This is a genomic window from Aeromonas sp. R2-1 (assembly GCF_040908425.1).
Lineage (GTDB): Bacteria > Pseudomonadota > Gammaproteobacteria > Enterobacterales > Aeromonadaceae > Aeromonas > Aeromonas caviae.
Map to the genome: position 1 here is coordinate 237,817 of NZ_JBFODR010000055.1, position 22,099 is coordinate 259,915.

Sequence of the window (22,099 nt, forward strand, 5' to 3'; positions counted from 1 at the left end):
TATTTTGAGGGATAAGCGCTCCTGCCTATAGTCGCCCCAGATGTCGCGATGCCGAGGAGCGGGCCCTGATGGATTATTTACCTATGTTTGCCAGGTTGGAAGGCCGCCCGGTACTGCTGGTGGGCGGGGGCGAGGTTGCCCTGCGCAAGGCGCGCCTGCTGCTGGCGGCAGGTGCCCGGATCACCCTGGTCTCTCCCGCGATCGAGCCCGAGTTCCATGAATTTGCCGGTCGCTTCACCCATGTGGCGGCGCGTTTCGACCCGGCCCACCTGGCAGGGCAGATCCTGGTGGTGGCCGCGACCGACGATCTCGAGGTCAATGCCCTGGTCTACCAGAGCGCCACCGAGCGCGGTCTGTTCGTCAACCTGGTGGATGACCCCGAGCGCTCCAGCTTTATCTTCCCCTCCATCATCGATCGCAGCCCCATCGTGGTGGCCGTCTCCAGCGGCGGCAAGGCCCCCGTGCTGGTGCGTCTGTTGCGCGAGCGGCTCGAGAGCCTGCTGCCCCGCCACCTCGGCGGTCTGGCGGAGCTCTCCGGCCGGGTGCGCCGCCGGGCCAAGCAGGTGCTGGCCTCCCTCTCCGATCGCCGCCGCTTCTGGGAGCGCGCCTTTGCCTCCAACACCCTGGCCGGTCTGATTGAGAAAGCCGATTGGCAAGGGGCCGAGCAGTGGCTCAATGAGGGGCTGGACAAGGCCCAGACCGAAGTGGGCGAGGTGGTGCTGGTGGGGGCGGGCCCGGGGGATCCTGGCCTGCTGACCCTCAAGGCGCTGCAACAGATCCAGCAGGCCGAAGTGGTGCTCTATGACCAGCTGGTCTCCCCCGAGATCCTGGACCTGGTGCGCCGCGACGCGACCCTGGTGTCGGTCGGCAAGAAGGCGGGGGCCCACAGCGTGCCCCAGGAAGAGACCAATCGCCTCTTGGTGGAATACGCCAAAGCGGGCAACCGGGTGGTGCGCCTCAAGGGGGGGGATCCCTTCATGTTCGGCCGTGGTGGCGAGGAGCTGGAAGTGCTGGCCGAGGAGGGCATTTCCTTCTCCGTGGTGCCCGGCATCACCGCCGCCGCCGGTGCCACCGCCTATGCGGGCATTCCGCTCACCCACCGCGACCATGCCCAGAGCGCCGTCTTCATCACCGGCCACTGCCAGAAAGAGGGCAAGGAGCCCGACTGGCAGCAGCTTGCGGCCACCAATCAGACCCTGGTCATCTACATGGGGCTGATGCGCTCCGAGCATATCCAGCAGCAACTGGTGAGCCATGGCCGACGCGCCGCCACCCCCATCGCCATCATCGAGCGGGGCACCACGGCCCGCCAGCGGGTGCTGACCGGCACCTTGGCGGATCTGGCCGAACTGGCCCAGCAGGCGGTGAGCCCGTCGCTTATCGTCATCGGTGAAGTGGTGGCCCTGCGCCAGCAACTCGCCTGGTTTGGCGAGCAGGGGCAAGGGCAGGAAGCAAAAAGCGGCCACGAGCTCAAGCTGGTGAGCCTGGCCTGAGAGGCGAGACCCGAATCGATTTGACGGTGCGGCCAAGGCGGCACCGAACTGAACCAACACCGCGCCCCGAGCAGGTGCGATAGCAATGAACCGAGGACCCAGACATGGACCGTGAAAGACTGACCCAACTGCAGCCATCCGATGCACAGAGCATCCGTGCAGGTGTCACCCGCGAGCGACTGACTCACCTGCAGCAACTGGAAGCCGAGAGCATCCATATCATCCGCGAGGTGGCTGCCGAATTTGAAAACCCGGTGATGATGTACTCCATCGGCAAGGACTCCTCCGTCATGCTGCACCTGGCCCGCAAGGCCTTCTATCCGGGCAAGATCCCCTTCCCCCTGCTCCACGTGGACACCAACTGGAAGTTCAAGGAGATGATCAAGTTCCGGGACGAGACCGCCAAAAAATACGGGCTGGATCTCATCGTCCACAAGAACCCGGACGGCCTGGCCATGGACATCAACCCCTTCGTGCACGGCAGCAGCAAGCATACCGACATCATGAAGACCGAGGGGCTCAAGCAGGCGCTCAACAAATACGGCTTCGATGCCGCCTTCGGTGGTGCCCGTCGCGACGAGGAGAAATCCCGCGCCAAGGAGCGCGTCTACTCCTTCCGCGACAAGTCCCACCGCTGGGATCCGAAGAACCAGCGCCCGGAGCTGTGGCGCGTCTACAACAGCCAGGTCAACAAGGGGGAGAGCATCCGTGTCTTCCCGCTCTCCAACTGGACCGAGCTGGACATCTGGCAATACATCTATCTCGAGAACATCGACATAGTCCCGCTCTACTTCGCGGCCATGCGCCCCGTGGTGGATCGCGGCGGCATCAAGATCATGGTGGATGACGATCGCATGCCCATCGGCCCGGAAGACGAAGTGAAGCAGGAGCTGGTGCGCTTCCGTACCCTCGGCTGCTACCCGCTGACCGGGGCCATCGAATCCAATGCCACCACCCTGCCGGAGATCATCGAAGAGATGCTGATCACCACCTCGAGCGAGCGGCAAGGGCGGCTCATCGACCACGATCAGGCCGGCTCCATGGAGCAGAAGAAGCGTCAGGGCTATTTCTAAAAAAATGTTCTAAGGAATCGCAACATGAACAACCACATTCAGACCGCCATCAGCGAACAGGGCATTGAAGCCTACCTGCACGCCCAGCAGCACAAGAGCCTGCTGCGTTTTCTCACCTGCGGCAGCGTGGACGACGGCAAGAGCACCCTCATCGGCCGCCTGCTGCACGACTCCCAGCAAATCTATGAAGATCAACTGAAGGCACTGGAGTCCGACAGCCAGAAGCTCGGCACCACCGGCGAGAAGCTGGACCTGGCCCTGCTGGTGGACGGCCTGCAGGCGGAGCGCGAGCAGGGCATCACCATCGACGTGGCCTACCGCTATTTCTCCACCGCCAAGCGCAAATTCATCATCTCGGACACCCCGGGCCATGAGCAGTACACCCGCAATATGGCCACCGGCGCCTCCACCTGCGATCTGGCCATCATCCTGATCGATGCCCGCAAGGGGGTGCTGGATCAGACCCGCCGCCACAGCTTTATCGCGAGCCTGCTCGGCATCAAGCAGTTCGTGGTGGCAGTGAACAAGATGGACCTGGTGGAGTTCAGCCAGGAGGTGTTCGATCGCATCAGCTTGGAGTACCGCGAGTTCGCCAAAAAGCTCAGCGTCGACACCATCCACATCGTGCCGGTCTCGGCCCTGGACGGTGACAACGTGGTGAACCCGAGCGACAAGCTGGCCTGGTATCAGGGCGAGACCCTGCTCTCCTTGCTGGAGTCTGCCGAAGTGGAGCGCGAGCTGGAGCGTCACCCGGTGCGCCTGCCGGTGCAGTACGTGAACCGCCCCAACCTCGATTTTCGCGGCTTCGCGGGGACCTTGGCCTCCGGTATCCTGCGGGTGGGCGACAAGCTTGCCGTGCTGCCGTCCGGCAAAGAGAGCACGGTGACCCGCATCGTCACCTTCGACGGGGATCTGGAGTACGCCCTGCCGGGTCAGGCCATCACGGTCACCTTCGCGGACGAAATCGACATCAGCCGGGGCGACCTGCTGGTGGATGCGGCGAAAAAGCCCCAGGTGACCCAGAACGTGCTGGCTCACATCGTCTGGATGGGGGAAGAGTCCCTGCAACCGGGCCGGGTCTATGACGTCAAGCTGGCCACCAAGAAGAGCCGTGGCCAGGTGGAGGCCATCCGCCACCGCATCGAAATCAACAAGCTCGACGAGCTGCCCGCCTCCGAGCTCAAGCTAAACGAGATCGGCCTGTGCGAATTCAGCCTGACCGACCCGGTGGCGTTCGACCCCTACCAGGAGATCCGCGATACCGGCAGCTTCATCCTCATCGACCGGCTGACCAACGTCACCGTGGGTGCCGGCATGATAGTGGAAGGGCTGGCGGCCAAGGCGGTGGCAGGGCAATACAGCGAGTTCGAAGTGGAACTCAACGCCCTGGTGCGCAAGCACTTCCCCCACTGGCAGGCGCTGACCATCAGCAACGATTCCGGCAAGGAGTAAGCCCATGACCTGGCAACAATCCCTGGTGCTGGGTCTGCTGGCTGCCCTCGTCGCCCTGCTGATCCAGGGCAAACTCCGGCCGGCGCTGCTCTTCTCGGGCGCCGTGCTCATCACCTACCTGAGCGGCCTGGCGGACATCAACGCCGTGGTGGCGGGCTACACCAACAGCGCCCTGCTGACCCTGGTGTTGCTGCTGCTGGTGTCGCTCGCGGTGGAGAAGACCCGGGTCATGAGCTGGTTTGCCAACCTGGTGGGCACCGGCTCCTTCAACAAGGTGCTGGTGAAGGTGTGGTTTTCCACCGCCTTCCTGTCGGCGTTCGTCAACAACACCGCCGTGGTGGCGTCCATGCTGGGGGCGGTCAAGCGCAACCCCAACCATGCGCCCTCCCGGCTGCTGTTGCCCATGTGCTTCGCGGCGACCTTTGGCGGCGTGCTGACCCTGATCGGCACCTCCACCAACCTCATCGTCAACAGCTTCCTCATCAAGATGGGGGCCAAGCCGCTCGGCATGTTCGACTTCTTCATGGTGGGGGCGGGGACCCTGCTGACTGGCCTGGTCGCCGTGCTGCTGTTTGCCCGCCATCTGCCGGAGCAGGACACCGAGATGAGCCGGGAATCCGGCTATTTTCTCGAGGCCAAGGTGGGCCCCGGCTCGCCGATGGCCGGGCGCAGTGTCAAGGAGAACGGCCTGCGCAGCCTGAAAAGCCTCTATCTTGCCGAGATCATCCGGGGCAACCAGGTGATCTGCCCGGTGCAGCCGGAACACGAGCTGCACGAGGGGGACATGCTGCTGTTCTGTGGCGACGTGGAGAGCGTCGGCGTGTTGCAGGAGCTCAAGGGGCTGGATCTCTACGGCCAGCATCGCCTCAACGGCCAGCACCTGGTGGAGGTGATCGTCAGCCACAGCTCGCGCCTGGTGGGTCAGACCATCAAGGATGCGGAGTTTCGCACCCATTTCGATGCGGTGGTGCTGGCGGTGCGCCGGGGCGAGACCCAGCTCACCGGCGGCCTCGGCCAGATTGAATTGCACGCAGGGGACACATTGCTGCTGGCGCCCGGCCCCAAGTTTGCGGGCAACAAGTCCCTCTCCCGCGAGTTCGTGGTGGTGAGCGGGCTGGAGGCCTCCACCCGGCTCGATGCCACGCGCAGCGCCGCCGTGGTGGCGGGGTTCCTCGGGGTGCTGACCCTGTCGGTGCTCGATCTGGTGCCGCTCTTCAAGGGGCTGCTGGTGATGCTGGTGGTGCTGCTGTTTTCACGCATCCTGACCCTGGACGAGATCCGCCGCCGCTTTCCGCTGGATATCTGGCTGGTGGTGGGCGGGGCGCTCGCCATCGCCGATCAGCTGGAGAAGAGCGGCCTGGCCAAGCTCATCGCCGACTGGCTGATGGGGGAGTTCAACGGGGCCAGTCCCTTTATCGCCTTCGTGGGGATCTATCTGTTTACCCTGGTGCTGACGGAGCTGATGAGCAACAACGCGGCGGCGGCCCTGGCCTTCCCCATGGGATTCCAGCTGGCGCTCAGCATGGACGTTTCGACCATGCCGTTCATTCTGGCGGTGCTGTTCGGGGCGAGTTCCAGCTTTATCCTGCCCTACGGCTACCAGACCAACCTGATGGTCTATGCGGCGGGCAACTACAAGATGCCGGATTATCTCAAGCTGGCCCTGCCGGTCTCCCTGGCCTACAGCATCGGGGTGATCGTCATGGTGCCCCTGCTGTTTCCGTTTTAAGGTCTGATACCGGGGGATGTGTTAAGGGCTGCTTATGTTAACGCAGCTTTTATCAAGGCTGCTTATGATGCAGGGGAGTGCCAGGGCACTGGCATCCAGGCGTGAGCGCCAATCAGGGGGTGTTGCATGCGCAATATCAGGGCATCAGCATCTTGCCGCCTCATGGTGCGAGGCGGCTTCCTGCGGTAGCGGACAGTGTCAGTATTGAGGCGTGAGCGCCAATCAAGGAGTGTTGGATGAGCAATATCGTGTGGCATGCCCATGCCGTCGACAAACAGAGCCGGGCCGAGCAGAAGGGGCAAAAGCCCCTGGTGATCTGGTTCACCGGACTCTCCGGGGCGGGCAAGTCCACCCTGGCGGGGGCACTGGAGCAGGCGCTGGCCGCCTCGGGCAAGCACACCTACCTGCTGGATGGGGACAATGTGCGCCACGGTTTGTGTGGCGATCTGGGCTTCGATGACGCCGCCCGCCAGGAGAATATCCGCCGGGTCGGCGAAGTGGCAAAACTGATGGTGGATGCGGGCCTTATCGTCCTCACCGCCTTTATCTCGCCGTTCCGTGCCGAGCGGCAACTGGTGCGCAATCTTGTGGGTGAAGGGGAGTTCGTCGAGGTATTTGTGGATGCGCCCCTCGCAGTCTGCGAAGAGCGCGACCCCAAGGGGCTCTACAAAAAGGCGCGGGCAGGGGAAATTCGCAACTTCACCGGTATCGACTCCGCTTACGAGGCACCCGAGCAGCCGGAGATACATCTGCTCAACGCCGGCAAGTCGGTGGAAGCCTTGGTGGATGAGTTGCTGACTGCGCTGCGCCAAAGGGGGCATATCGACTGATGTCGATGTGCTTCACCGAGCATTGATAGAAGAGGGGGCCTTGGCCCCTTTTTCTATTTCCCTCAGAGTGGATAGGCGGGAGGGGGGGTTGATGCGGCTGCGCCGTATGGGATGCGAGGACCTTGTCCTCGAAGGGATTTCGCCCGCCCTACGGGCTATGGCGAGTGACTTTTCTTTGCGTGGCCAAAGAAAAGTCACCAAAAGAAAGGTTACCCTCGCCGATTCGCTCTCCTTCGTCGAGTACCCTCACCTCTACCACAGCACCGACGGCACGCGCCGACGGGCTTCCATGACCCGCCGTCACTCGCTCGACATCCTTGTCTCGCGACCTAGTGCAGTGGCCTCGTCTCGGCGAATCAGAGGGGACCAATACAGTGCCCGTCTGTGACAATGGGGATAGTTCGCCAATCGGTTGGCCGCTATGTGGCGCTCAGAACGGTGGGTGTTCCAATTTCACCCATGATATGCATCGATCATCACAAAAGTGGTAGGCTAGGGATTGTTGCGAGTGAGCCAAAAACAGAGGGGTGGGGTGGTGACTGCAGGCAAGAATGACATTTCCGATGACGTTGATTTTTCTGAGGTGTTTAGTGGTGTCGATATTAATGAAATTGTTAAACCCTTTCAGGAATATACTCAGGCCTTAAGTTTATTTTTTACAACATACACGCCTGAAACTAGCAAGACGCTCATACACATACATAGTGATTTCGACCCTGACTTATTTACTCAGCAGGAGGCTGCTTTTGCAAACGAAGCTTTAAAATTTGCAAACTATGATGAAAACGCCCTTCAAGGTGAGTTAGTTGTATTGTTTTCGACTCCGGTTATTGTCTCGGAGCTCTCTTGTCGGAATGTATCTAAATCTGAAAATGAAGGGGCGGTTAGGCTTATTTCCTATCACGGTACGGATAAGAGATTTGCAACCAAAAGAATAACAAAACAACCTTTGAATAGCGTACCTATTTCCACATATAAAATACATGACATTGCGTTGGGTCTTATCTTGCCAAAGCACAGTGTATTTTGCTCTGTGCGTGTTGCAAGCACCTCTGCGCTGCTTACTGAGCGGGAAAAATTTGATAGGGCTAAAGATGCTCTAAACAGAGCTAGAGAAGTACCGCTTATCGAAATGCAAAAGATTAAAGGTAAGCTTGAGAACATTAATAGTGTTATCGATGTTAAGCGAGCGTTGTTTGATTCTATATCTAATGATATCAATATATTAGAGCAAGAGCGCTCCCACGCAAAAAACAGTCTAGCTCACAGTCAGAATGCTCTGGAAAAAGTAAGAAGTGACATCGATAATTCAAGTCGGGAGTATGAAAAGCTTTCAAAAATTATTGCCGATGAGTCTGATAATTTAATCGCGATAGAGAAAAGAATCGAAGTTGAGACTGATTCGTACAAGAAAGAAGAAAATAAGCTTAAAATGTTGGTTGTCGATACTGAGAAAGCGAGCGATGTGCTAAAGGCGGTACAGCAAGAGTTAGCTGTTGCGAATCGGCAAAAAAATCTTACCACCCTAGATATGGTGGGACACTCTAATGAAACGTCTAAACAGTTAAGGCCATATTATATCTTGGCTGTTTCTACATTTGTTGCGTTGGCTTTTATGGCAAGATATATATACCAAAATGGTGAGAGCTTTATGTATATGGTGCCATTTTTGGGTAATGTTAGTGCTTGGGATATTCTTCTCAGTAGATTGCCGCTGATTACAGCCACCACCCTGATTATTGGCGGTTTATCGGGTGTTTTCTTTTTCTTGGTTAAGCATATCGTCTCTCTTAATACTGAGAAAATGACAATGCTTAAGGCCGCCATTTTGGCAGAGCAAATAACTAATTCCATAGAATGTGAGCATATGACTGAGCGGGAGAAACTAGAGTTCAAGCGTGACACTAAAATCAGGCTCATAACTCAAGTTTTCTCTAAGAGTGAGCCAGAGATAGACAAGGCTAGCTTTATTATGGATGTTCTAAAAGCACTCAGTGATAAAAAATAGCTTAAAGAAGCCACCGGATAAACGGTGGCTTTATTAACATGACTCATCATCTCGTATGTTGAGCTAAAAATGGTAGGTCGGTGCTGAACGAAGTGAAGCCCAACGTTTACCGGAAATGTATCTGCAAATTTTTTACCGATCGGCCAAACCCATATTTATCCCGCTCTGGTTGAGGTGATCATACTCGTCCGTTGGGCTTCGCTCTGCGCTAACCCACAACCACCACGTGACCGTCCCTGAGTTTCAATCTTCAGCGCTTCAATCAGTTGCCACTAGATTTATTGGCTGGGTTACCTAGCTTTGATCTTAACCATATATTTATATCGCGGATAACCTCTTTGCGCAGGCTTTTCCCATCGCTGTCTTTCAACCCGTGATCGAGTGCTTCGTAACGCCGATACTCGATATTGCTTTTCCCGAGTTCTTCAAGGCGCTGCATCATTTCATCTGTTTTTTGCGGTGATACCGAGGTATCCATTCCACCCTGCACGACCAGCAAAGGAGACTTTACCTTTTTAAGGATATCAAGCTGATCGATGGAGAGCATCTGCTGCCACCAATGATAACCGTGTCCACTCACGTCAAGCTCAAAGGGTTTGCTGTTAAGAACATGCTCGGCAAACCCTTTGAAATCGTCGCTCTCTTTTCTCGCCTCATCGGGGTTGTTATGTTTGACAGCGATACTGTGTGAGACGTCATCGATAAACCAGCGGCCACCACCATTAAAGGCGATGGTGGCATCGATAGAGTCAATATCTGCGCTCACCCGGTTGGCGATAACGGCACCTTCACTGCCGCCCAAGAGGATAAATGTCTTGTATTGCCCATCTTTTCTAACGATATCGAGCACTGTTTTGATATCCGCGAACCGCTGCGCAGGATTGTCCTTTTCAAGGTACTGGGCAGGGCAATCCTTGCGTTCGGCATCTTTACTGTATTTTAATTTGCGATTAATGCCGTACTTTTCGATTAGCAACACATCAGCTTCTGGCCAGACATTTTTATACTCGGTGAGTATGGACTCTATTTTCAAGACACTATTGCAATCAGAGCCTTGCAGGATCAACAGCAGTGTATCTGTGTCATGGAGATGTTGGACAAGATAATAGGAGATAAACGAACCATCATCTCTGCTGGCTGTGCGAGTCATGATCTCCTGAGAGTTCACCGAACTCGTCAAAAAGAGAAAACCAAAAAATATTAATAGAACTTTCATGTTGAATATTATGGTTGTGTTTTTTTAATGATTGATACTAAGAAGAATGTGGCAATCACATGCTATCAATCTTATCGGTTTATCTATTTGGGAATATTGAATTATTTAAATTTCATAGGCTAAATCTTGCTTGTTTCTGAGCACTAGCTGATAGGCGTGATCTCGCAATAAAAACATCATCAACTCAATATCCTTAAGTTGGGATAATTTGATAGGATGGGCTTCCCATCGAGGTGGGGGGTGACCGGCATCGTTACAATGAGCAAGATATATTCGTTGTTTGCTCCGATACAGGGCGAAAAAGCTCATGTCACATTGCTTAACTATAGATAAATAAGGCTCAAAAGAAAGTTCATACAAATTCATTTCATCATATTCAGTTGAGCTTATATAACGAGACATCTCGTAATATGAATCAGGTAAGCTCGCGTCTTGGCTTATTGAATTAAATAACTTGATAACTTCTTGAATATGAGAAAGCTTTATTATTGGTTTTCTTTTCAAACTTTTACCTCTTTGGTCGTGATCTTCCCAACATTCAGGCAAGGCTACCGTCCCTGAATTTCAGCCTCCAGCCTGCTGCGCTTTTCCTGTGGCACCGGTCTGGTTCATGGCTGACTCCGACAAGAGGTGATCCTGATTGCCATGTTACCGAACGGAGCTGGTTAGGGAAGGGGGAGCGGGCGATTTCTCGGGCAAGATCAATAAATTGGGGGGCCAGCGGGGCCTGCGGCAGGTTGGATAAGAGGGATCTCAAGGCCGACGCTTTCCCGCTTCCCTCTTCCCGCTTCCCGCTCAACGCTCAACGCTCAACGCTCAAGGCCCAACGCCCAACATTCACGGTGTATGAATGGGGGAGTGAGCAAGGCCATTGCCCTGCTGAGTGCCATGCGGTGCAGCCGAGAGGGGGGGCCTGGCAAGGGCGAGCAGGTGGTTGGGAGGGGGCGAAAGACCCGCGGGTTCGGTCGATGACTCGAATTTGAAACCCGCTCAGACACCCATGCACCACCCAAAAGAGGGGCCCGCTGCCGGTGACGGCAGGGGCCCGTTTTTATTGTTAGCGCACGGTCTTTGGGTCTGGTTTCCTCCGTGAAGGCTTAGCGGGCCAGCAGGGGTTGGCTGCTGGTCAGGGTGGTGCTGGTTGGCCGGGTGGCGGGATGCTGCTGGAACTGGCGTACCAGCCGCTCCAGGTCCCCGAGTTGCTTCACGAGGGCAATGATGCCCTGCACGGCGTGGCGGCTGCCCTGGCTGGAGTCGTCGGCCAGACGTTTGATGTCCAGCACGCTGTGATGGATGTCCTGGGTGACCAGGGATTGCTCCTGCATTGCCTGGGCTATCTGGTTGCTGCCTGCGGTCACCTGCAACAGGCGTTCGCTTATCTGTTGCAGGATATCGCCGGTGGCGGCGGCCTTGAGGCGGCAACTGGCGGAGAGCTGCTCCCCTTGCGCCATGGCCTGCTGGGCATCGTCGGCGCTGGCCTGCAAGAGGCTTATCATCTGCTGGATCTCGCCGGTGGAGGATTGGGTCTTGATGGCCAGGGTGCGGATTTCGTCCGCCACCACCGAGAAGCCGCGACCGGACTCGCCCGCCCGGGCCGCCTCGATGGCCGCATTGAGGGCCAGCAGGTTGGTCTGGTTGGCGATGTTGTTGATGACGTCCAGGATGCCGTCGATGGCGCGGCACTGGCTGGCCAGCGCCTCTATCACGGCGCGGGAGGTGAGCAGCTCGCCGTGAACCCCTTCCACCGCCGCCACGGTATCGAGCACGCTGCGATTGCCCTCCCGAAACAGCACGGCGGTGTTGTCCAGGCTGTCCGAGGAGGCGCTCGAGCTGTGGGAGACCTCGCGAATGGACGCCGTCATCTCGGTGATGGCGGTCGCGACCTGGTTGGTCTGGGACTGCTGTTGTTGCAGGTTGCCGGTGATGGACTCGGCATTGTTCAGATCCGTCTGCGCCGCCTGCACGATCTGCTGGCAGGTCTGCTGGGTGCGGGCCAGCACCGCATTGAACTCGGCCTGATTCATCTTCATGGCGAGCTCGACGGCAGCCAGACGATCGACCCGGCCGGTATACAGCAGTTGCATCAAGGGGTTGTCGAAACGGTGGCGGGCCAGGGTCTCCAGCCGGGCGAGGCGCCGGGAGAGGGTCTGGCAGATGACGAGCGCAACCACCAGGGGCAGGGCACCGATGAGCAGAGGCCAGCCCGGGCCGTGCTGATAGCCGAGGGTGACCAGACTGGCCACCAGCGCCATCAGGCAGAGGTGGATCCCCAGGGTGTGGCAGCAGGGGGGCAGGCGCAGGGCCCGGGGGGTCTTGCCGCGGCGCATCTCGTCATAGACCCGCTCCGCACGCTGCTTGATCGCGTCGTCCGGCGCCGTGCGCACCGACTGGTACTCCACCACCTTGCCGCTTGCGTCCTGAATGGGGGTGACGAAGGCGTTGACCCAGTAGTGATCCCCGTTCTTGCAGCGGTTCTTGACCGGGCCCATCCAGCTTTTGCCTTCCCGCAGATGGCGCCACATGTCGGCAAACGCCTGGGGCGGCATGTCGGGGTGGCGGACCAGGTTGTGGGGCGCCCCTTGCAGCTCCTCCAGGGTGAAGCCGGCTATCTGGCAGAACTCGTCGTTGGCATAGGTGATGCGGCTCTCCAGATCCGTGGTGGAAATCAGGTTCTGGTGCGACGGGTAGAGGCGCTCACGCTGGGTAACGGGTTGATTGACTCTCATGGTACTTCCTGCCTGACAGAGGAAAGAGAGTCTGGTTGCAATTCGTACACCAGAGTGCCCAAAAACGCTTAAATTGCGCTCTATATGTCTCTTTTGCGCTCAAAACCCGTAGTGGGGGGAACATGGCCCGGGCTCGCGTCCGCCCCTGCCGTCAGGATTCGCTTTTTGGGAGCCGTTTTGGCAATGGCGGGGCGGGTTTCGCAATTTGGCAAGGCGGGGCTGGGGCCTCCGCCAGCCTCAGGCGGGCAGATCCGGCTCGCTGACCGGGGCCGGCATCTGGGTCTCTATCTGCAGGTGGGTGGAGAGCAGGGTCTTCAGATCCTGCAGGTACTCCTCCAGGGGGGGCTCGTCCAGCAGCAGGGCAAGCTCGTTGCCTACGGGGGTGAGCCGGTAATAGAGCAGGGTGAGGTTGCTCTGGCGTTGGCGCAGACGCCAGCGCTGGTTGCCAAAGGCCAGCTCGACCCCGTCGGCGGGCAGGGGGCCGGATTCGAGCTCGCCACGGTGCAGCAGCCCGAGATCGCACAGCAGCAGCAGGGCGCTGTAGGGCACCCGGTATTTGCCGAGCCCCATTCGGGTGACCTTGGCGCGACTGAGCAGGCTGGCCCCCTTGTGCATGCCCAGCAGCAGGCGCTGCTCGTCGCTGCCCTCGTAGTGGCAGGAGAGGGCGCAGATGCGCTGGAACAGCTGGGCTTCGCGCTGGGTCATCTCCTTGAGGGTGTTGAGGGCACGGATGGAGAAGCGGCCCGGGGTCGCCACTTCCAGGGCGAAGATGCGACCCCACAACTGCTGCATGGGGGTCATGCTGATGTCTTCGGCCAGTTGCAGGAAGCGGGTGAGCCAGTCGCTGTCTATCTCGCCGCCGGCGGCGGTCTCTTCGCAGTGGCGCGCGGCCATCACCATGATGGATTCCAGATTGCGCTGGCGGGTGGCCTGCTCCGCCAACTGGCGGAAGGTGGCGCGCTGCTCGAAGGTGCTGTCGCTGTTGCGGGTGAGCATGCCATCGATGCCGCGGCTGCGGGCCAGGCGCAGGGTCTGCTCCTGGCTGCTCAGGATGGAACTCTCTTTCTTGGGGGGCAGGTCAGCCATGCTGGCTCCGTGATGGCAAGGTCTGGTAGTGAATGTTACTCCAACCAGATCCATGAACAATCCCTTTGCCGGGGTCGTCACGGGATAAAAAAATGGCCTCCCGGGGGAGGCCATCAGGGGCTCACTCTTCGTAGACGCTGACCTCGACCGCGTCCATGGAGTAGGAAGCGGTGGCCATCTCGTGGCTGGAGCTGACGGTGTGCATCTTGCCCTTGACCCAGATGGCGTCCCAGAGGTCATCCACCGGCGCCCCCTTGGGGTAGCTCACGTAGATCACCTGGTTGGTGGGCGGCGGGGGCACGTGAATGCAGGCGCCGAAGTAGGGGACCAGCAGGAAGGCGGTGATGGTCTTGGCATCCCCTTCCAGGGGCACCACGAAACCGGGGATCCGCACCTCCTGATTGTCCAGCTTCTTGTTGACGCCTCCCACCGGCTGCGGCACCGAGGAGAAGTCGCCATCATGGCTGACCTGGGGCGGTGGCAGCAGCTTTTCCCCCTCCGGGATGAGGATATCCCAGTCGATGGTCTTGTAATCTGCGGCCATGGCAGGCAGCACCAGCAGGCTGGCCAGCAGCGCCACTATTTTCCACTTCATCATCTGTTCTTCTCTCTTGGTCGGATGCGTCGGGTCAGACGCGAATGCTCATGCCGTCGCTCAGGCTGTAGCGGTAAGCGCGGGCGGCAGGCAGCAGCCCGATCACCATGCCCGCCAGCCAGACCAGGCCCAGCAGTTGCCACTCATAGGCGCTCGGCAGACCCAGGCTCATTTGCAGGCCATAGTGGCTGAGCAGCCAGGGGCTAGCAAGCCCCTGACCGAGGTAGAGCGCGGCCACCCCGAGGGCGATGCCCGCCGTGGTGAGCGCCATCGCCTCCAGCGCCAGCAGCAGGAAGAGGTGGGCAGGGCCCGCCCCCAGGGAGCGCAGAATGGCGAGCTCGCGGCGCCGCTCGTTGAGGCCGGCGAGCAGGGTGGTCAGCATGCCGATGAGGCCCGCCACCACCACGAAGCCCGCGATCACCGACAGGGCGGTCTCCGCCACGCTCATCAGCCCCCAGAGCTCCTGCAGGGCGGCTCCCGGCAGGATGGCCATCAGGGGCTCCCTGGGATAGGTGTTGACGCTGCGCTGCAACTGGAACGCCAGGATCCGGTTGCTCAGCCCCACCATGAAGGCGGTGATGGTCTTGGGGGTGAGATCCAGCGCCATCGCCTGTTCCGGGGTCACGTTCTTGCTGTGACGACCGGTGTCCCAGCCCAGGTGGATCGCCTCTATGCCCGCCAGCGGCACATGAATGGTGCGATCGATGGGGGTGCCGGTGGGGGCCAGGATCCCCACCACCTTGAACGGCATGTTGTCGTGCTGGCTGAACGAGGTGTTGCCGGCGCCATGGGCGATGACGATGGATTGATCCAGGTGATAGCCGAGCTTTTCGGCCACCTGGGCACCCAGCACCGCTTCAAACGGTGTTTCGAAGGGGCGGCCTTCGCGCAGGACGAGCGCCTGCTGCTGGCCGTACTTCAGGTGGGTGAAGTAGTCCCCGTTGGTGCCGAGCACGCGAAACCCCTTGTGGGAGTCGCCAAGGGAGAGGGGGATGGTCCAGGCGATACCGGGCCTGGCCTTGATGGCCTGGTAGGAGTCCCAGCCCACGTTGTTGGTGGGGTTGCCGATGCGAAACACCGAATAGAGCAGCAGGTTCACCTGGCCGGAGCGGGCGCCGACGATGAGATCGGTGCCCGAGACGGTGTTGGCGAAGCTGTCCCGTGCCTGACTGCGCACCCGCTCCACCCCGAGCAGCAGGGTGACGCTGATGGCGACGGCCAGCAGGGTGAGCCCGGCGGTGAGGCGACGGGCCCAGAGACTTTGCAGGGCGAGTTTCAGCATGAGAGCCTCCGCAGTGAAGGGGAGATGGCCGGACGGGCTGCGAGATGATGGCGTGTGGTCATGCCGCCCTCCGGTTGAGCTGTTGCAGGTTCTCCACCCGGGGGAAGAGGGGCTCCAGATAGGGATCGTGACTGACGAAGACCAGGGTAGATCCCTGCTTGTCACACTCCTCGAACAGCAGCCGGATGAAGGCGGCCCGGTTGTCGGTGTCCAGGGCCGAGGTGGGCTCGTCGGCGATCACCAGAGGAGGGGAGCCTATCAGGGCGCGGGCGGCGGCGACTCGCTGCTGCTGGCCGATGCTGAGGGCGTGGACGGGGCGATGGAGTGCCTCATCCGGCAGTTGCAGTTCTGCCAGCAGGCGGCGCGCCTCCTGCTCGGGGCTCCCTGTCAGGCGGGCCCGCTTGGCGGGTGAAAAGGTGAGGGCAGCGGTGACGTTGTCCTGCACCGAGAGAAACGGCAGCAGATTGAACTGCTGGAAGATGTACCCCAGATTGGCCGCCCGGAACTGGTCACGGGCGCGGCCGGAAAGCCGGGCCAGGGGCTGGCCAAGCACCTCCAGGGTGCCGTGGTTGGCGGTCTGGATACCGGCCAGCAACCCGAGCAGGGTGGACTTGCCACAACCCGATGGGCCCTTGATGAAGACGCGCTCACCCTCGTGGATGCGGAGGGCGGGCAGATCGAGGACGGCTTCGTGACCCGGCCAGGCAAAGGCCAGATCACGGATCTCAACCACGGCATGTTTCATGGTGTTACCAGCCCAGTTTGTTGGCGGACGGAGTCAGTTCGGCGGCAGTCTGGCCGGTGGGCAGTATGCCCTGCACGCTCAGCTTCTCCAGGCTCGGGTAGAGGCTGAACAGAGTGGCCTCGAGACCGGTGAGCTTGGCCGGGGTAGCGCAGGTGTAGGTGTACATGGCTCCCATGTCCGCATGGCCCGCGTCGTCGTGATGGTGTTCATCGTGAGCGCCATCAGCCTTGTCGTGCTCGTGCTCGTGCTCGTGCTCGTGCTCATGGTCATGATCTTCCTTGGCGGCCTGCAGTTCCTGCTGGGTCAGCTTGCAGCCGGCGGCCGGGTCGAAACGGAAGAGGGCGTCGGGCTGCTGGAGGCGGGCCACCGCCTTGGCATACTGCGCTTTCTCCTCATCGGTGTTGGCGGCATGCTCGAAGCTCACCAGATCGGCGGCAGGGGCCTGCAACTCGATCATCAGCTGGTTGCCGTCGAGTACCAGGTTGAGGTGGCCGTGACCGTGCTCATGGGCACCGTGGCTGTGGCTTTCGTGTTCGTCGTGATGGGCCTGGGCGCCGAAGGCGGCAGCGGCCAGCAACAGGGTGACTGCTTTCATCGTTAATCCTTTTGAATAAATAGAGAAAAGATTGGTTCAAAAAAAGAAACAATGAAGGGGCGGTGGGGCGCGGATACGGCGATGTCCCGTGGTGCCGGTGGCCGCCCTCGGTTGGGGAGTGCCGATATACCGGTCGATGCCAGAGGAGAGGGGAGGGAGAACGGGGGTCGGCGTCAGTGCCAGCTTGCCATCCAGATGCAGGATGCAGAGGGTGCAGGCATGACTGTGATCGGGCAGGGCAGCTTCAAGAGGGTGCTGTGCCAGCGCCGGTTGCATCCACAACCAGCCCAGCAGCAACACCCAGATTGTCAGTGTGGAACGACCCATAGACCCTTGTGGAAAGGGCGCCATCAGCGCCCTTCTCTCTGATTCAGAGATGGGACTGGATGAGCCCCATCACCTTGGTTATCTCGGCGGCATCGAGCTGGCCATCTTTGGCAAACAGCACCTTGCCCTCTTTATCCAGCAGTATGATGGCCGAACTTTCCGGGGTAAGCGCCCAGGCGTTGCGGGCCATCCCCTTGGCATCCAGCACCATGGCGGACCAGGGGAACTCTTTCTTGCTGTCCTCGGCACTGCTCTTCACGAAACCGGACGTGCCCCAGATGGCGTCATTGCTGTTGATGATGGTGACGGTCTGGTACTTGTCGTGGGGCAGCTTGGCCGCCTTGATCGCCTCGATCATGGGGGCATTGAGCTCCTTGGCGCTGGAGCGACCCGCAATGTGCTGGATCAGGAAGACCTTGCCGGTCAGGACCTTGCTCTGCCAGGGCTGATAGCTGATCTCCTTCTCCTTGAGCACCAGCTCCCCCTTGTCGCTGATGTTGACCAGCGGCACCTGGGTTGATTCCTTGATGTTGTGGGCCATGACCAGGGTTGGCAGCAGCGCCAGAGTAAGCACGAGATGTTTCATCCGGATGACACTCCTTTGTGATGTTATAACGATTTTTGGGTCGAGGGAATGGGACCCTGAACATCCTAAACTGATCGGATCTGTTTAAAAAGTGTTAAATAATGCAGGGTGCGACGGTGATCTTGTCAACATGGTCGCCATCCCCCAATGACGGCGGCAAGGATGGCATGTCATCCATCAAAAGCAAGTGATGGTCAGAAGAGGCTAGTAGAGCGGTTCACTGATCAAGGGAATCTGGGCCATGGTCATCTGCTGGGCCAGCAGGGGAGAACCGGTGAGCAGCACGTGGCGCTGATTGCCGATCACCAGGGTGTCTCCCTCAAGGCCGCTGTCGGCCGTGATGGCGAGCCAGGCCGGCGAGACGCTGCCGATGCTGATGTTCGGATAGATAATGCTGAGACTGTACTGGGGCGCCAGCTCCGCCAGCAGACTGGCCATGAGCAGCGCCTTCTCGTCGCTGTCGGCCTTGTTGTCCTGCAGGGCCTGCAGGGGCGGAGCGAAGTGGTCCATCTGCTCGGGCGGGGTGGGGATGCCGCTCAGCCACTCCTGCAGCAGGGTGACGCTGGTGGCGAGATCCTTGGCCGAAAACTGCTGCGCCAGGGGTTTGAGGTCTCCCTTGAACTGATAGAACAGCTGGGAGTAGTTGGGGCGCACGCAGGGCAGCTTCTGATTGGCCGGGTGCACGCAGGGCTGGACCCGCATCTCGTAGAAGGCGTCCTCCTGATATTGCCGGTAGGCCTGCCAGAACTGGGCGGATTCGAGGCTGCTGTCGTGCAGGGTAAAGGCCTGTTCCAGGTTGCGGAACTTGGTGGCCGTCTCCGGGCTGTGCTGGTTGATCTGGTTGATGCTGTTGTAGAGGCGCGGACTGATGTAGGAGTAGAGTGTTTCCAGCGGGAAGTTGAGGGCGGTGTCGAGCTGTGTCATCTCGTGACGGCTGGCTGAAAAGGTGCGCTCATCCGCCGTCAATTGCAGGTGCTTTTGCTGACCATCCGCAGATTGCCACTGCCAGCTCAGGTTGATCTCGTTGGCCTGCGCCATGGTGCCGAAGAGCAGACTGCACAGAAAGCCTTGTGCCAGTTTCATGGTGCGCCTCCGCCTGGGTTGATAATAAACAACTAGGTGAGTGACCGGCATTTGGATTGGTCTGGTGACAGATATATTGGTAATTATCTGATCTGACTTTAAATTTAATTCAGGAAATAAGTCATGGGGGAAATCATCATGAAGCTTGTTTCACGGTTTCTGCTGATATTGGTGGCCACGCCGGCGCTGGCGGGGCAGGTCATCGTCAATCAGGGATTGTCCAGCGCGGATACCTTCGCCCTGCGGGATCAGCTGGCCCGGGAGCATGAATGGCAGGAGTGGCTGCGCTTCCAGCAGGCCATCAAGTGGCTGGAGGTGCTGCCGGTCAACTGCGATCTGGTGGGAGGTGCCGGTCAGGAATATCGCTGCGGTGATGACTATTACCGCCCCTATCGGCAAAACGGGCGCGACCTCTATATCCAGGGGGATCCCCCCGGAGCGTCCCCGCAACGACCAATAAAAAAGGCGCCATAAGGCGCCTTTTTTACGAGGAATACGCTTATTTTGCAGCGTAACGCTCGGCAGAGGTCTTGATTTCGGCTTCGGCAGCGGCCTTGTCGCCCCAACCTTCCACCTTGACCCATTTGCCCGCTTCCAGCTCTTTGTAGCGCTCGAAGAAGTGCTGGATCTGGGCTTTCAGCAGCTCGGGCAGATCGTTCACATCCTGGATGTGATCGTACTGCTTGGTCAGCTTGGAGTGGGGAACGGCCACGATCTTGGCGTCTTCGCCTGATTCGTCGGTCATCTTCAGCACACCGACCGGGCGGCAGCGGATGACGGAGCCGGCCAGCAGCGGGTAGGGAGTCGGAACCAGCACGTCGACCGGATCCCCGTCCAGGGACAGGGTGGCGTTCACATAACCGTAGTTGCACGGGTAGAACATCGGGGTGGACATGAAACGGTCAACGAAGATGGCGCCGCTGTCCTTGTCGACTTCGTATTTGATCGGGTCGGCGTTCTGCGGGATTTCGATGATGACGTAGATGTCGTCAGGCAGGCTCTTGCCGGCCGGTACCAGGTTCAGGCTCATGACGTTTCCTTTGAGTGTTGGAGTCAAGTTTGCAGGCCGACATTATAGCGATGTCCCGTCAAATGACCATATTTCAAGGGCCGGGTGGCGTGGTGGAGGGTGGCTTTTCCCCGCGCTTGCCCGATTTCTGTCGTCTGCGGGCGCCGATGCCTTCGCTCCCCATGGGCGCGGCTTGTGCCACCGGGTCAACAGACCCTAGAATGCGCACTCCCTTTACTGGAAAAGGCAGCGGTATGCACATTCACATTCTCGGGATCTGCGGCACCTTCATGGGTGGTCTGGCGGTGTTGGCAAAACAGCTTGGCTATCGGGTGACCGGCTCCGACGCCAACGTCTATCCCCCCATGAGCACCCAGCTCGAGCAACAGGGCATCGAACTGACCGAAGGCTACGACCCCTCCCAGCTCGATCCGGCGCCGGATCTGGTGGTGATCGGCAATGCCATGAGCCGTGGCAACCCCTGTGTGGAATATGTGCTGGACCGCAATCTGCCCTATATCTCCGGCCCTCAGTGGCTGCTGGAGCACGTGCTGAAGGATCGCTGGGTGCTGGCCGTCGCGGGCACCCATGGCAAGACCACCACCGCCAGCATGCTGGCCTGGGTGCTGGAGTATGCCAAGCTGGAACCCGGTTTCCTCATCGGCGGCGTGCCGGGCAACTTCCCGGTTTCTGCCCGTCTTGGCTCGGCTCCCTTCTTTGTGATTGAAGCGGACGAATATGACTGCGCCTTCTTCGACAAGCGATCCAAGTTTGTCCACTACCACCCACGCACCCTGGTGATGAACAACCTGGAGTTCGACCACGCCGACATCTTCCCGGATCTCGCCGCCATCCAGCGCCAGTTCCACCACCTGATGCGCACCGTGCCGAGCAACGGCCGGGTGCTCTTCCCCAAAGGCGATGACAACCTCACCGCCGTGCGCGAGATGGGCTGCTGGAGCGAGGTGGAGCTGGTGGGCCAGGACGACGCCAAGTGGAAGGCGGTGAAGCTGGCCGATGACGGCTCCGCCTTCGAGGTGTGGCTGGATGGCGTGAAACAGGGGGAGGTGCACTGGGAGTGCATCGGCGAGCACAACGTCAACAACGGTCTGATGGCCATCGCCGCTGCCCGCCATGCCGGTGTCATGGTGGAGCACGGGATCAACGCCCTCTGCCAGTTCAAGTCCCCCAAGCGGCGCATGGAGCTGAAAGGGGAAGTTGCCGGCATCAGCGTCTATGACGACTTCGCCCACCACCCCACCGCCATCGAGACCACTCTGGGTGGACTGCGCGCCAAGGTGGGCAAGGCCCGCATCCTGGCAGTGCTGGAGCCCCGCTCCAACACCATGAAGCTCGGGGTTCACAAGGAGGAGCTGGCCGGTTGCTTCGATGGTGCCGACGAGGTGTTCTTCTTCCAGCCCCCCAACATCGGCTGGGATCTGGGGGAGGTGACGGCCCACATGACCCGGCCTGCCCGGGTATTCGAGGCCCTTGATGCCCTGATTGGCGCCCTGGTGGCCGAGAGCCGCCCAGGGGATCATATTCTGATCATGAGCAACGGCGGGTTTGGCGGCATTCACGACAAGCTGATCGCCCGCCTCAAGGAGCTGCAGAGCGCATCATGAACAAGGCCATCACCCTGGCGCTGACCGGTGCCTCCGGCGCTCCCTATGCCCTGCGCCTGCTGGAATGCCTGGTGCAGGCGGACTATCGGGTCTTCCTGCTCGCCTCCTCGGCGGCCAGGGTTGTGCTCAAGACCGAGCAGCAGCAGGATTGGCCGGGCTCTCCCAGGGAGCTGTCGGCGTACCTCTGTCGCCAATATGGTGCCAAAGAGGGTCAGATCGTCGCCTGCGGCAAGGAGGAGTGGTTCTCGCCGGTGGCGTCCGGCTCGGCGGCCCCCAAACAGATGGTGGTCTGCCCCTGCTCCATGGGCACCGTCTCGGCCATTGCCAACGGCACCTCGGACAACCTGCTGGAGCGGGCGGCGGACGTGGTGATCAAGGAGCGGGGCCAGCTGATTCTGGTGCCCCGGGAGAGCCCCTTCTCGGCGATCCATCTGGAGAACATGCTCAAGCTTGCCCGTCTTGGCGTGACCATCATGCCGGCGGCGCCAGGGTTCTACCATGAACCCAAAAGCATCGAGGATCTGGTGGACTTCATGGTCGCCCGCATCCTCGATCATCTGGGTGTCGAGCATGAGTTGACCAGTCGCTGGGGTTATGCAAACCACTGATACGGTGGGGAGCGGACAAAAAAGCGGCGCC

General features: G+C 59.7%; 21 protein-coding genes. 9 read left to right on the forward strand and 12 right to left on the reverse strand.

Going from position 1 to position 22,099, the window contains the following annotated elements:
- Window positions 1–68: 68 nt before the first annotated feature.
- The 6 genes from cysG to AB5Y80_RS21055 all read left to right on the forward strand — a co-directional run bounded on the left by cysG (window position 69) and on the right by AB5Y80_RS21055 (window position 8,585).
- Window positions 69–1,493 carry a siroheme synthase CysG gene (gene cysG, locus AB5Y80_RS21030; protein ID WP_368173483.1) on the forward strand — a complete coding sequence of 475 codons (1,425 nt, stop codon included), beginning with the start codon at window positions 69–71 and terminating at the stop codon, window positions 1,491–1,493.
- A 104-nt stretch (window positions 1,494–1,597) separates the two neighbouring features.
- Complete coding sequence (gene cysD, locus AB5Y80_RS21035) at window positions 1,598–2,566, forward strand: sulfate adenylyltransferase subunit CysD (protein WP_104454738.1); 969 nt, start codon at window positions 1,598–1,600, stop codon at window positions 2,564–2,566.
- 24 nt (window positions 2,567–2,590) lie between these two features.
- Window positions 2,591–4,018 carry a sulfate adenylyltransferase subunit CysN gene (cysN, locus tag AB5Y80_RS21040; RefSeq protein ID WP_368173484.1) on the forward strand — a complete coding sequence of 476 codons (1,428 nt, stop codon included), beginning with the start codon at window positions 2,591–2,593 and terminating at the stop codon, window positions 4,016–4,018.
- A gap of 4 nt (window positions 4,019–4,022) precedes the next feature.
- Complete coding sequence (locus AB5Y80_RS21045) at window positions 4,023–5,747, forward strand: SLC13 family permease (RefSeq protein ID WP_042016322.1); 1,725 nt, start codon at window positions 4,023–4,025, stop codon at window positions 5,745–5,747.
- 236 nt (window positions 5,748–5,983) lie between these two features.
- Window positions 5,984–6,577, forward strand: coding sequence for an adenylyl-sulfate kinase (gene cysC / locus AB5Y80_RS21050; RefSeq protein WP_368173485.1), 594 nt, complete (start codon window positions 5,984–5,986; stop codon window positions 6,575–6,577).
- 508 nt (window positions 6,578–7,085) lie between these two features.
- Complete coding sequence (locus AB5Y80_RS21055; protein WP_368173486.1) at window positions 7,086–8,585, forward strand: hypothetical protein; 1,500 nt, start codon at window positions 7,086–7,088, stop codon at window positions 8,583–8,585.
- Window positions 8,586–8,847: 262 nt separating this feature from the next.
- Here the strand turns inward: AB5Y80_RS21055 and AB5Y80_RS21060 are convergent, their stop codons facing one another.
- From AB5Y80_RS21060 to AB5Y80_RS21110, 11 genes are all read right to left on the reverse strand, one after another.
- Window positions 8,848–9,735 (reverse strand): alpha/beta hydrolase family protein, encoded by an 888-nt coding sequence (locus AB5Y80_RS21060; protein WP_368173487.1) that lies wholly within the window; start codon window positions 9,733–9,735, stop codon window positions 8,848–8,850.
- Between the two features lie 171 nt (window positions 9,736–9,906).
- Complete coding sequence (locus tag AB5Y80_RS21065) at window positions 9,907–10,305, reverse strand: hypothetical protein (RefSeq protein WP_368173488.1); 399 nt, start codon at window positions 10,303–10,305, stop codon at window positions 9,907–9,909.
- 593 nt (window positions 10,306–10,898) lie between these two features.
- Complete coding sequence (locus AB5Y80_RS21070) at window positions 10,899–12,527, reverse strand: PAS domain-containing methyl-accepting chemotaxis protein (protein ID WP_368173489.1); 1,629 nt, start codon at window positions 12,525–12,527, stop codon at window positions 10,899–10,901.
- 237 nt (window positions 12,528–12,764) lie between these two features.
- Entirely contained in the window at window positions 12,765–13,613 is an 849-nt protein-coding gene (locus AB5Y80_RS21075; protein WP_010675590.1) for a TIGR03899 family protein, read from the reverse strand.
- 121 nt (window positions 13,614–13,734) lie between these two features.
- The gene (locus AB5Y80_RS21080) at window positions 13,735–14,211 is read right to left on the reverse strand and encodes a DUF3299 domain-containing protein (RefSeq protein WP_010675589.1); all 477 of its coding nucleotides are present in this window, start codon (window positions 14,209–14,211) and stop codon (window positions 13,735–13,737) included.
- Between the two features lie 31 nt (window positions 14,212–14,242).
- Window positions 14,243–15,490: an ABC transporter permease gene (locus AB5Y80_RS21085; protein WP_039040840.1), complete on the reverse strand. Its 1,248-nt coding sequence runs from the start codon at window positions 15,488–15,490 to the stop codon at window positions 14,243–14,245.
- A 58-nt stretch (window positions 15,491–15,548) separates the two neighbouring features.
- On the reverse strand, window positions 15,549–16,235 hold the full coding sequence (locus tag AB5Y80_RS21090) for an ABC transporter ATP-binding protein (protein WP_039040841.1): 687 nt from the start codon (window positions 16,233–16,235) through the stop codon (window positions 15,549–15,551).
- A gap of 4 nt (window positions 16,236–16,239) precedes the next feature.
- Window positions 16,240–16,830, reverse strand: a complete 591-nt coding sequence (locus AB5Y80_RS21095; RefSeq protein WP_368173490.1) for a DUF2796 domain-containing protein — start codon at window positions 16,828–16,830, stop codon at window positions 16,240–16,242.
- Between the two features lie 36 nt (window positions 16,831–16,866).
- Complete coding sequence (locus AB5Y80_RS21100) at window positions 16,867–17,157, reverse strand: hypothetical protein (RefSeq protein WP_263308277.1); 291 nt, start codon at window positions 17,155–17,157, stop codon at window positions 16,867–16,869.
- 43 nt (window positions 17,158–17,200) lie between these two features.
- Window positions 17,201–17,743, reverse strand: coding sequence for a YtfJ family protein (locus AB5Y80_RS21105; RefSeq protein WP_010675585.1), 543 nt, complete (start codon window positions 17,741–17,743; stop codon window positions 17,201–17,203).
- Between the two features lie 204 nt (window positions 17,744–17,947).
- Complete coding sequence (locus AB5Y80_RS21110) at window positions 17,948–18,826, reverse strand: hypothetical protein (protein ID WP_010675584.1); 879 nt, start codon at window positions 18,824–18,826, stop codon at window positions 17,948–17,950.
- 123 nt (window positions 18,827–18,949) lie between these two features.
- Between AB5Y80_RS21110 and AB5Y80_RS21115 the strand changes: the two genes are divergently transcribed.
- Entirely contained in the window at window positions 18,950–19,300 is a 351-nt protein-coding gene (locus AB5Y80_RS21115) for a hypothetical protein (protein WP_010675583.1), read from the forward strand.
- Window positions 19,301–19,325: 25 nt separating this feature from the next.
- Here the strand turns inward: AB5Y80_RS21115 and ppa are convergent, their stop codons facing one another.
- Complete coding sequence (gene ppa, locus AB5Y80_RS21120; RefSeq protein WP_005335667.1) at window positions 19,326–19,856, reverse strand: inorganic diphosphatase; 531 nt, start codon at window positions 19,854–19,856, stop codon at window positions 19,326–19,328.
- 233 nt (window positions 19,857–20,089) lie between these two features.
- On the opposite strand from ppa, the gene mpl reads away from it, so the two are divergent.
- Together mpl and AB5Y80_RS21130 are read left to right on the forward strand one after the other, a co-directional pair.
- The gene (gene mpl / locus AB5Y80_RS21125; RefSeq protein ID WP_039040843.1) at window positions 20,090–21,460 is read left to right on the forward strand and encodes a UDP-N-acetylmuramate:L-alanyl-gamma-D-glutamyl-meso-diaminopimelate ligase; all 1,371 of its coding nucleotides are present in this window, start codon (window positions 20,090–20,092) and stop codon (window positions 21,458–21,460) included.
- Window positions 21,457–22,068: a flavin prenyltransferase UbiX gene (locus AB5Y80_RS21130; protein ID WP_042016310.1), complete on the forward strand. Its 612-nt coding sequence runs from the start codon at window positions 21,457–21,459 to the stop codon at window positions 22,066–22,068. The genes mpl and AB5Y80_RS21130 overlap by 4 nt, the downstream gene beginning before the upstream one ends.
- The last annotated feature ends 31 nt before the right edge of the window (window positions 22,069–22,099 follow it).

Bases quoted from the DNA above. Each gene is read 5' to 3' on its own strand.
- cysG (WP_368173483.1), top strand. From the start codon at position 69: ATGGATTATTTACCTATGTTTGCCAGGTTGGAAGGCCGCCCGGTACTG.
- cysD (WP_104454738.1), top strand. From the start codon at position 1,598: ATGGACCGTGAAAGACTGACCCAACTGCAGCCATCCGATGCACAGAGC.
- cysN (WP_368173484.1), top strand. From the start codon at position 2,591: ATGAACAACCACATTCAGACCGCCATCAGCGAACAGGGCATTGAAGCC.
- AB5Y80_RS21045 (WP_042016322.1), top strand. From the start codon at position 4,023: ATGACCTGGCAACAATCCCTGGTGCTGGGTCTGCTGGCTGCCCTCGTC.
- cysC (WP_368173485.1), top strand. From the start codon at position 5,984: ATGAGCAATATCGTGTGGCATGCCCATGCCGTCGACAAACAGAGCCGG.
- AB5Y80_RS21060 (WP_368173487.1), bottom strand. From the start codon at position 9,735: ATGACTCGCACAGCCAGCAGAGATGATGGTTCGTTTATCTCCTATTAT.
- AB5Y80_RS21070 (WP_368173489.1), bottom strand. From the start codon at position 12,527: ATGAGAGTCAATCAACCCGTTACCCAGCGTGAGCGCCTCTACCCGTCG.
- AB5Y80_RS21075 (WP_010675590.1), bottom strand. From the start codon at position 13,613: ATGGCTGACCTGCCCCCCAAGAAAGAGAGTTCCATCCTGAGCAGCCAG.
- AB5Y80_RS21080 (WP_010675589.1), bottom strand. From the start codon at position 14,211: ATGATGAAGTGGAAAATAGTGGCGCTGCTGGCCAGCCTGCTGGTGCTG.
- AB5Y80_RS21085 (WP_039040840.1), bottom strand. From the start codon at position 15,490: ATGCTGAAACTCGCCCTGCAAAGTCTCTGGGCCCGTCGCCTCACCGCC.
- AB5Y80_RS21090 (WP_039040841.1), bottom strand. From the start codon at position 16,235: ATGAAACATGCCGTGGTTGAGATCCGTGATCTGGCCTTTGCCTGGCCG.
- AB5Y80_RS21095 (WP_368173490.1), bottom strand. From the start codon at position 16,830: ATGAAAGCAGTCACCCTGTTGCTGGCCGCTGCCGCCTTCGGCGCCCAG.
- AB5Y80_RS21100 (WP_263308277.1), bottom strand. From the start codon at position 17,157: ATGGGTCGTTCCACACTGACAATCTGGGTGTTGCTGCTGGGCTGGTTG.
- AB5Y80_RS21105 (WP_010675585.1), bottom strand. From the start codon at position 17,743: ATGAAACATCTCGTGCTTACTCTGGCGCTGCTGCCAACCCTGGTCATG.
- AB5Y80_RS21110 (WP_010675584.1), bottom strand. From the start codon at position 18,826: ATGAAACTGGCACAAGGCTTTCTGTGCAGTCTGCTCTTCGGCACCATG.
- AB5Y80_RS21115 (WP_010675583.1), top strand. From the start codon at position 18,950: ATGGGGGAAATCATCATGAAGCTTGTTTCACGGTTTCTGCTGATATTG.
- ppa (WP_005335667.1), bottom strand. From the start codon at position 19,856: ATGAGCCTGAACCTGGTACCGGCCGGCAAGAGCCTGCCTGACGACATC.
- mpl (WP_039040843.1), top strand. From the start codon at position 20,090: ATGCACATTCACATTCTCGGGATCTGCGGCACCTTCATGGGTGGTCTG.
- AB5Y80_RS21130 (WP_042016310.1), top strand. From the start codon at position 21,457: ATGAACAAGGCCATCACCCTGGCGCTGACCGGTGCCTCCGGCGCTCCC.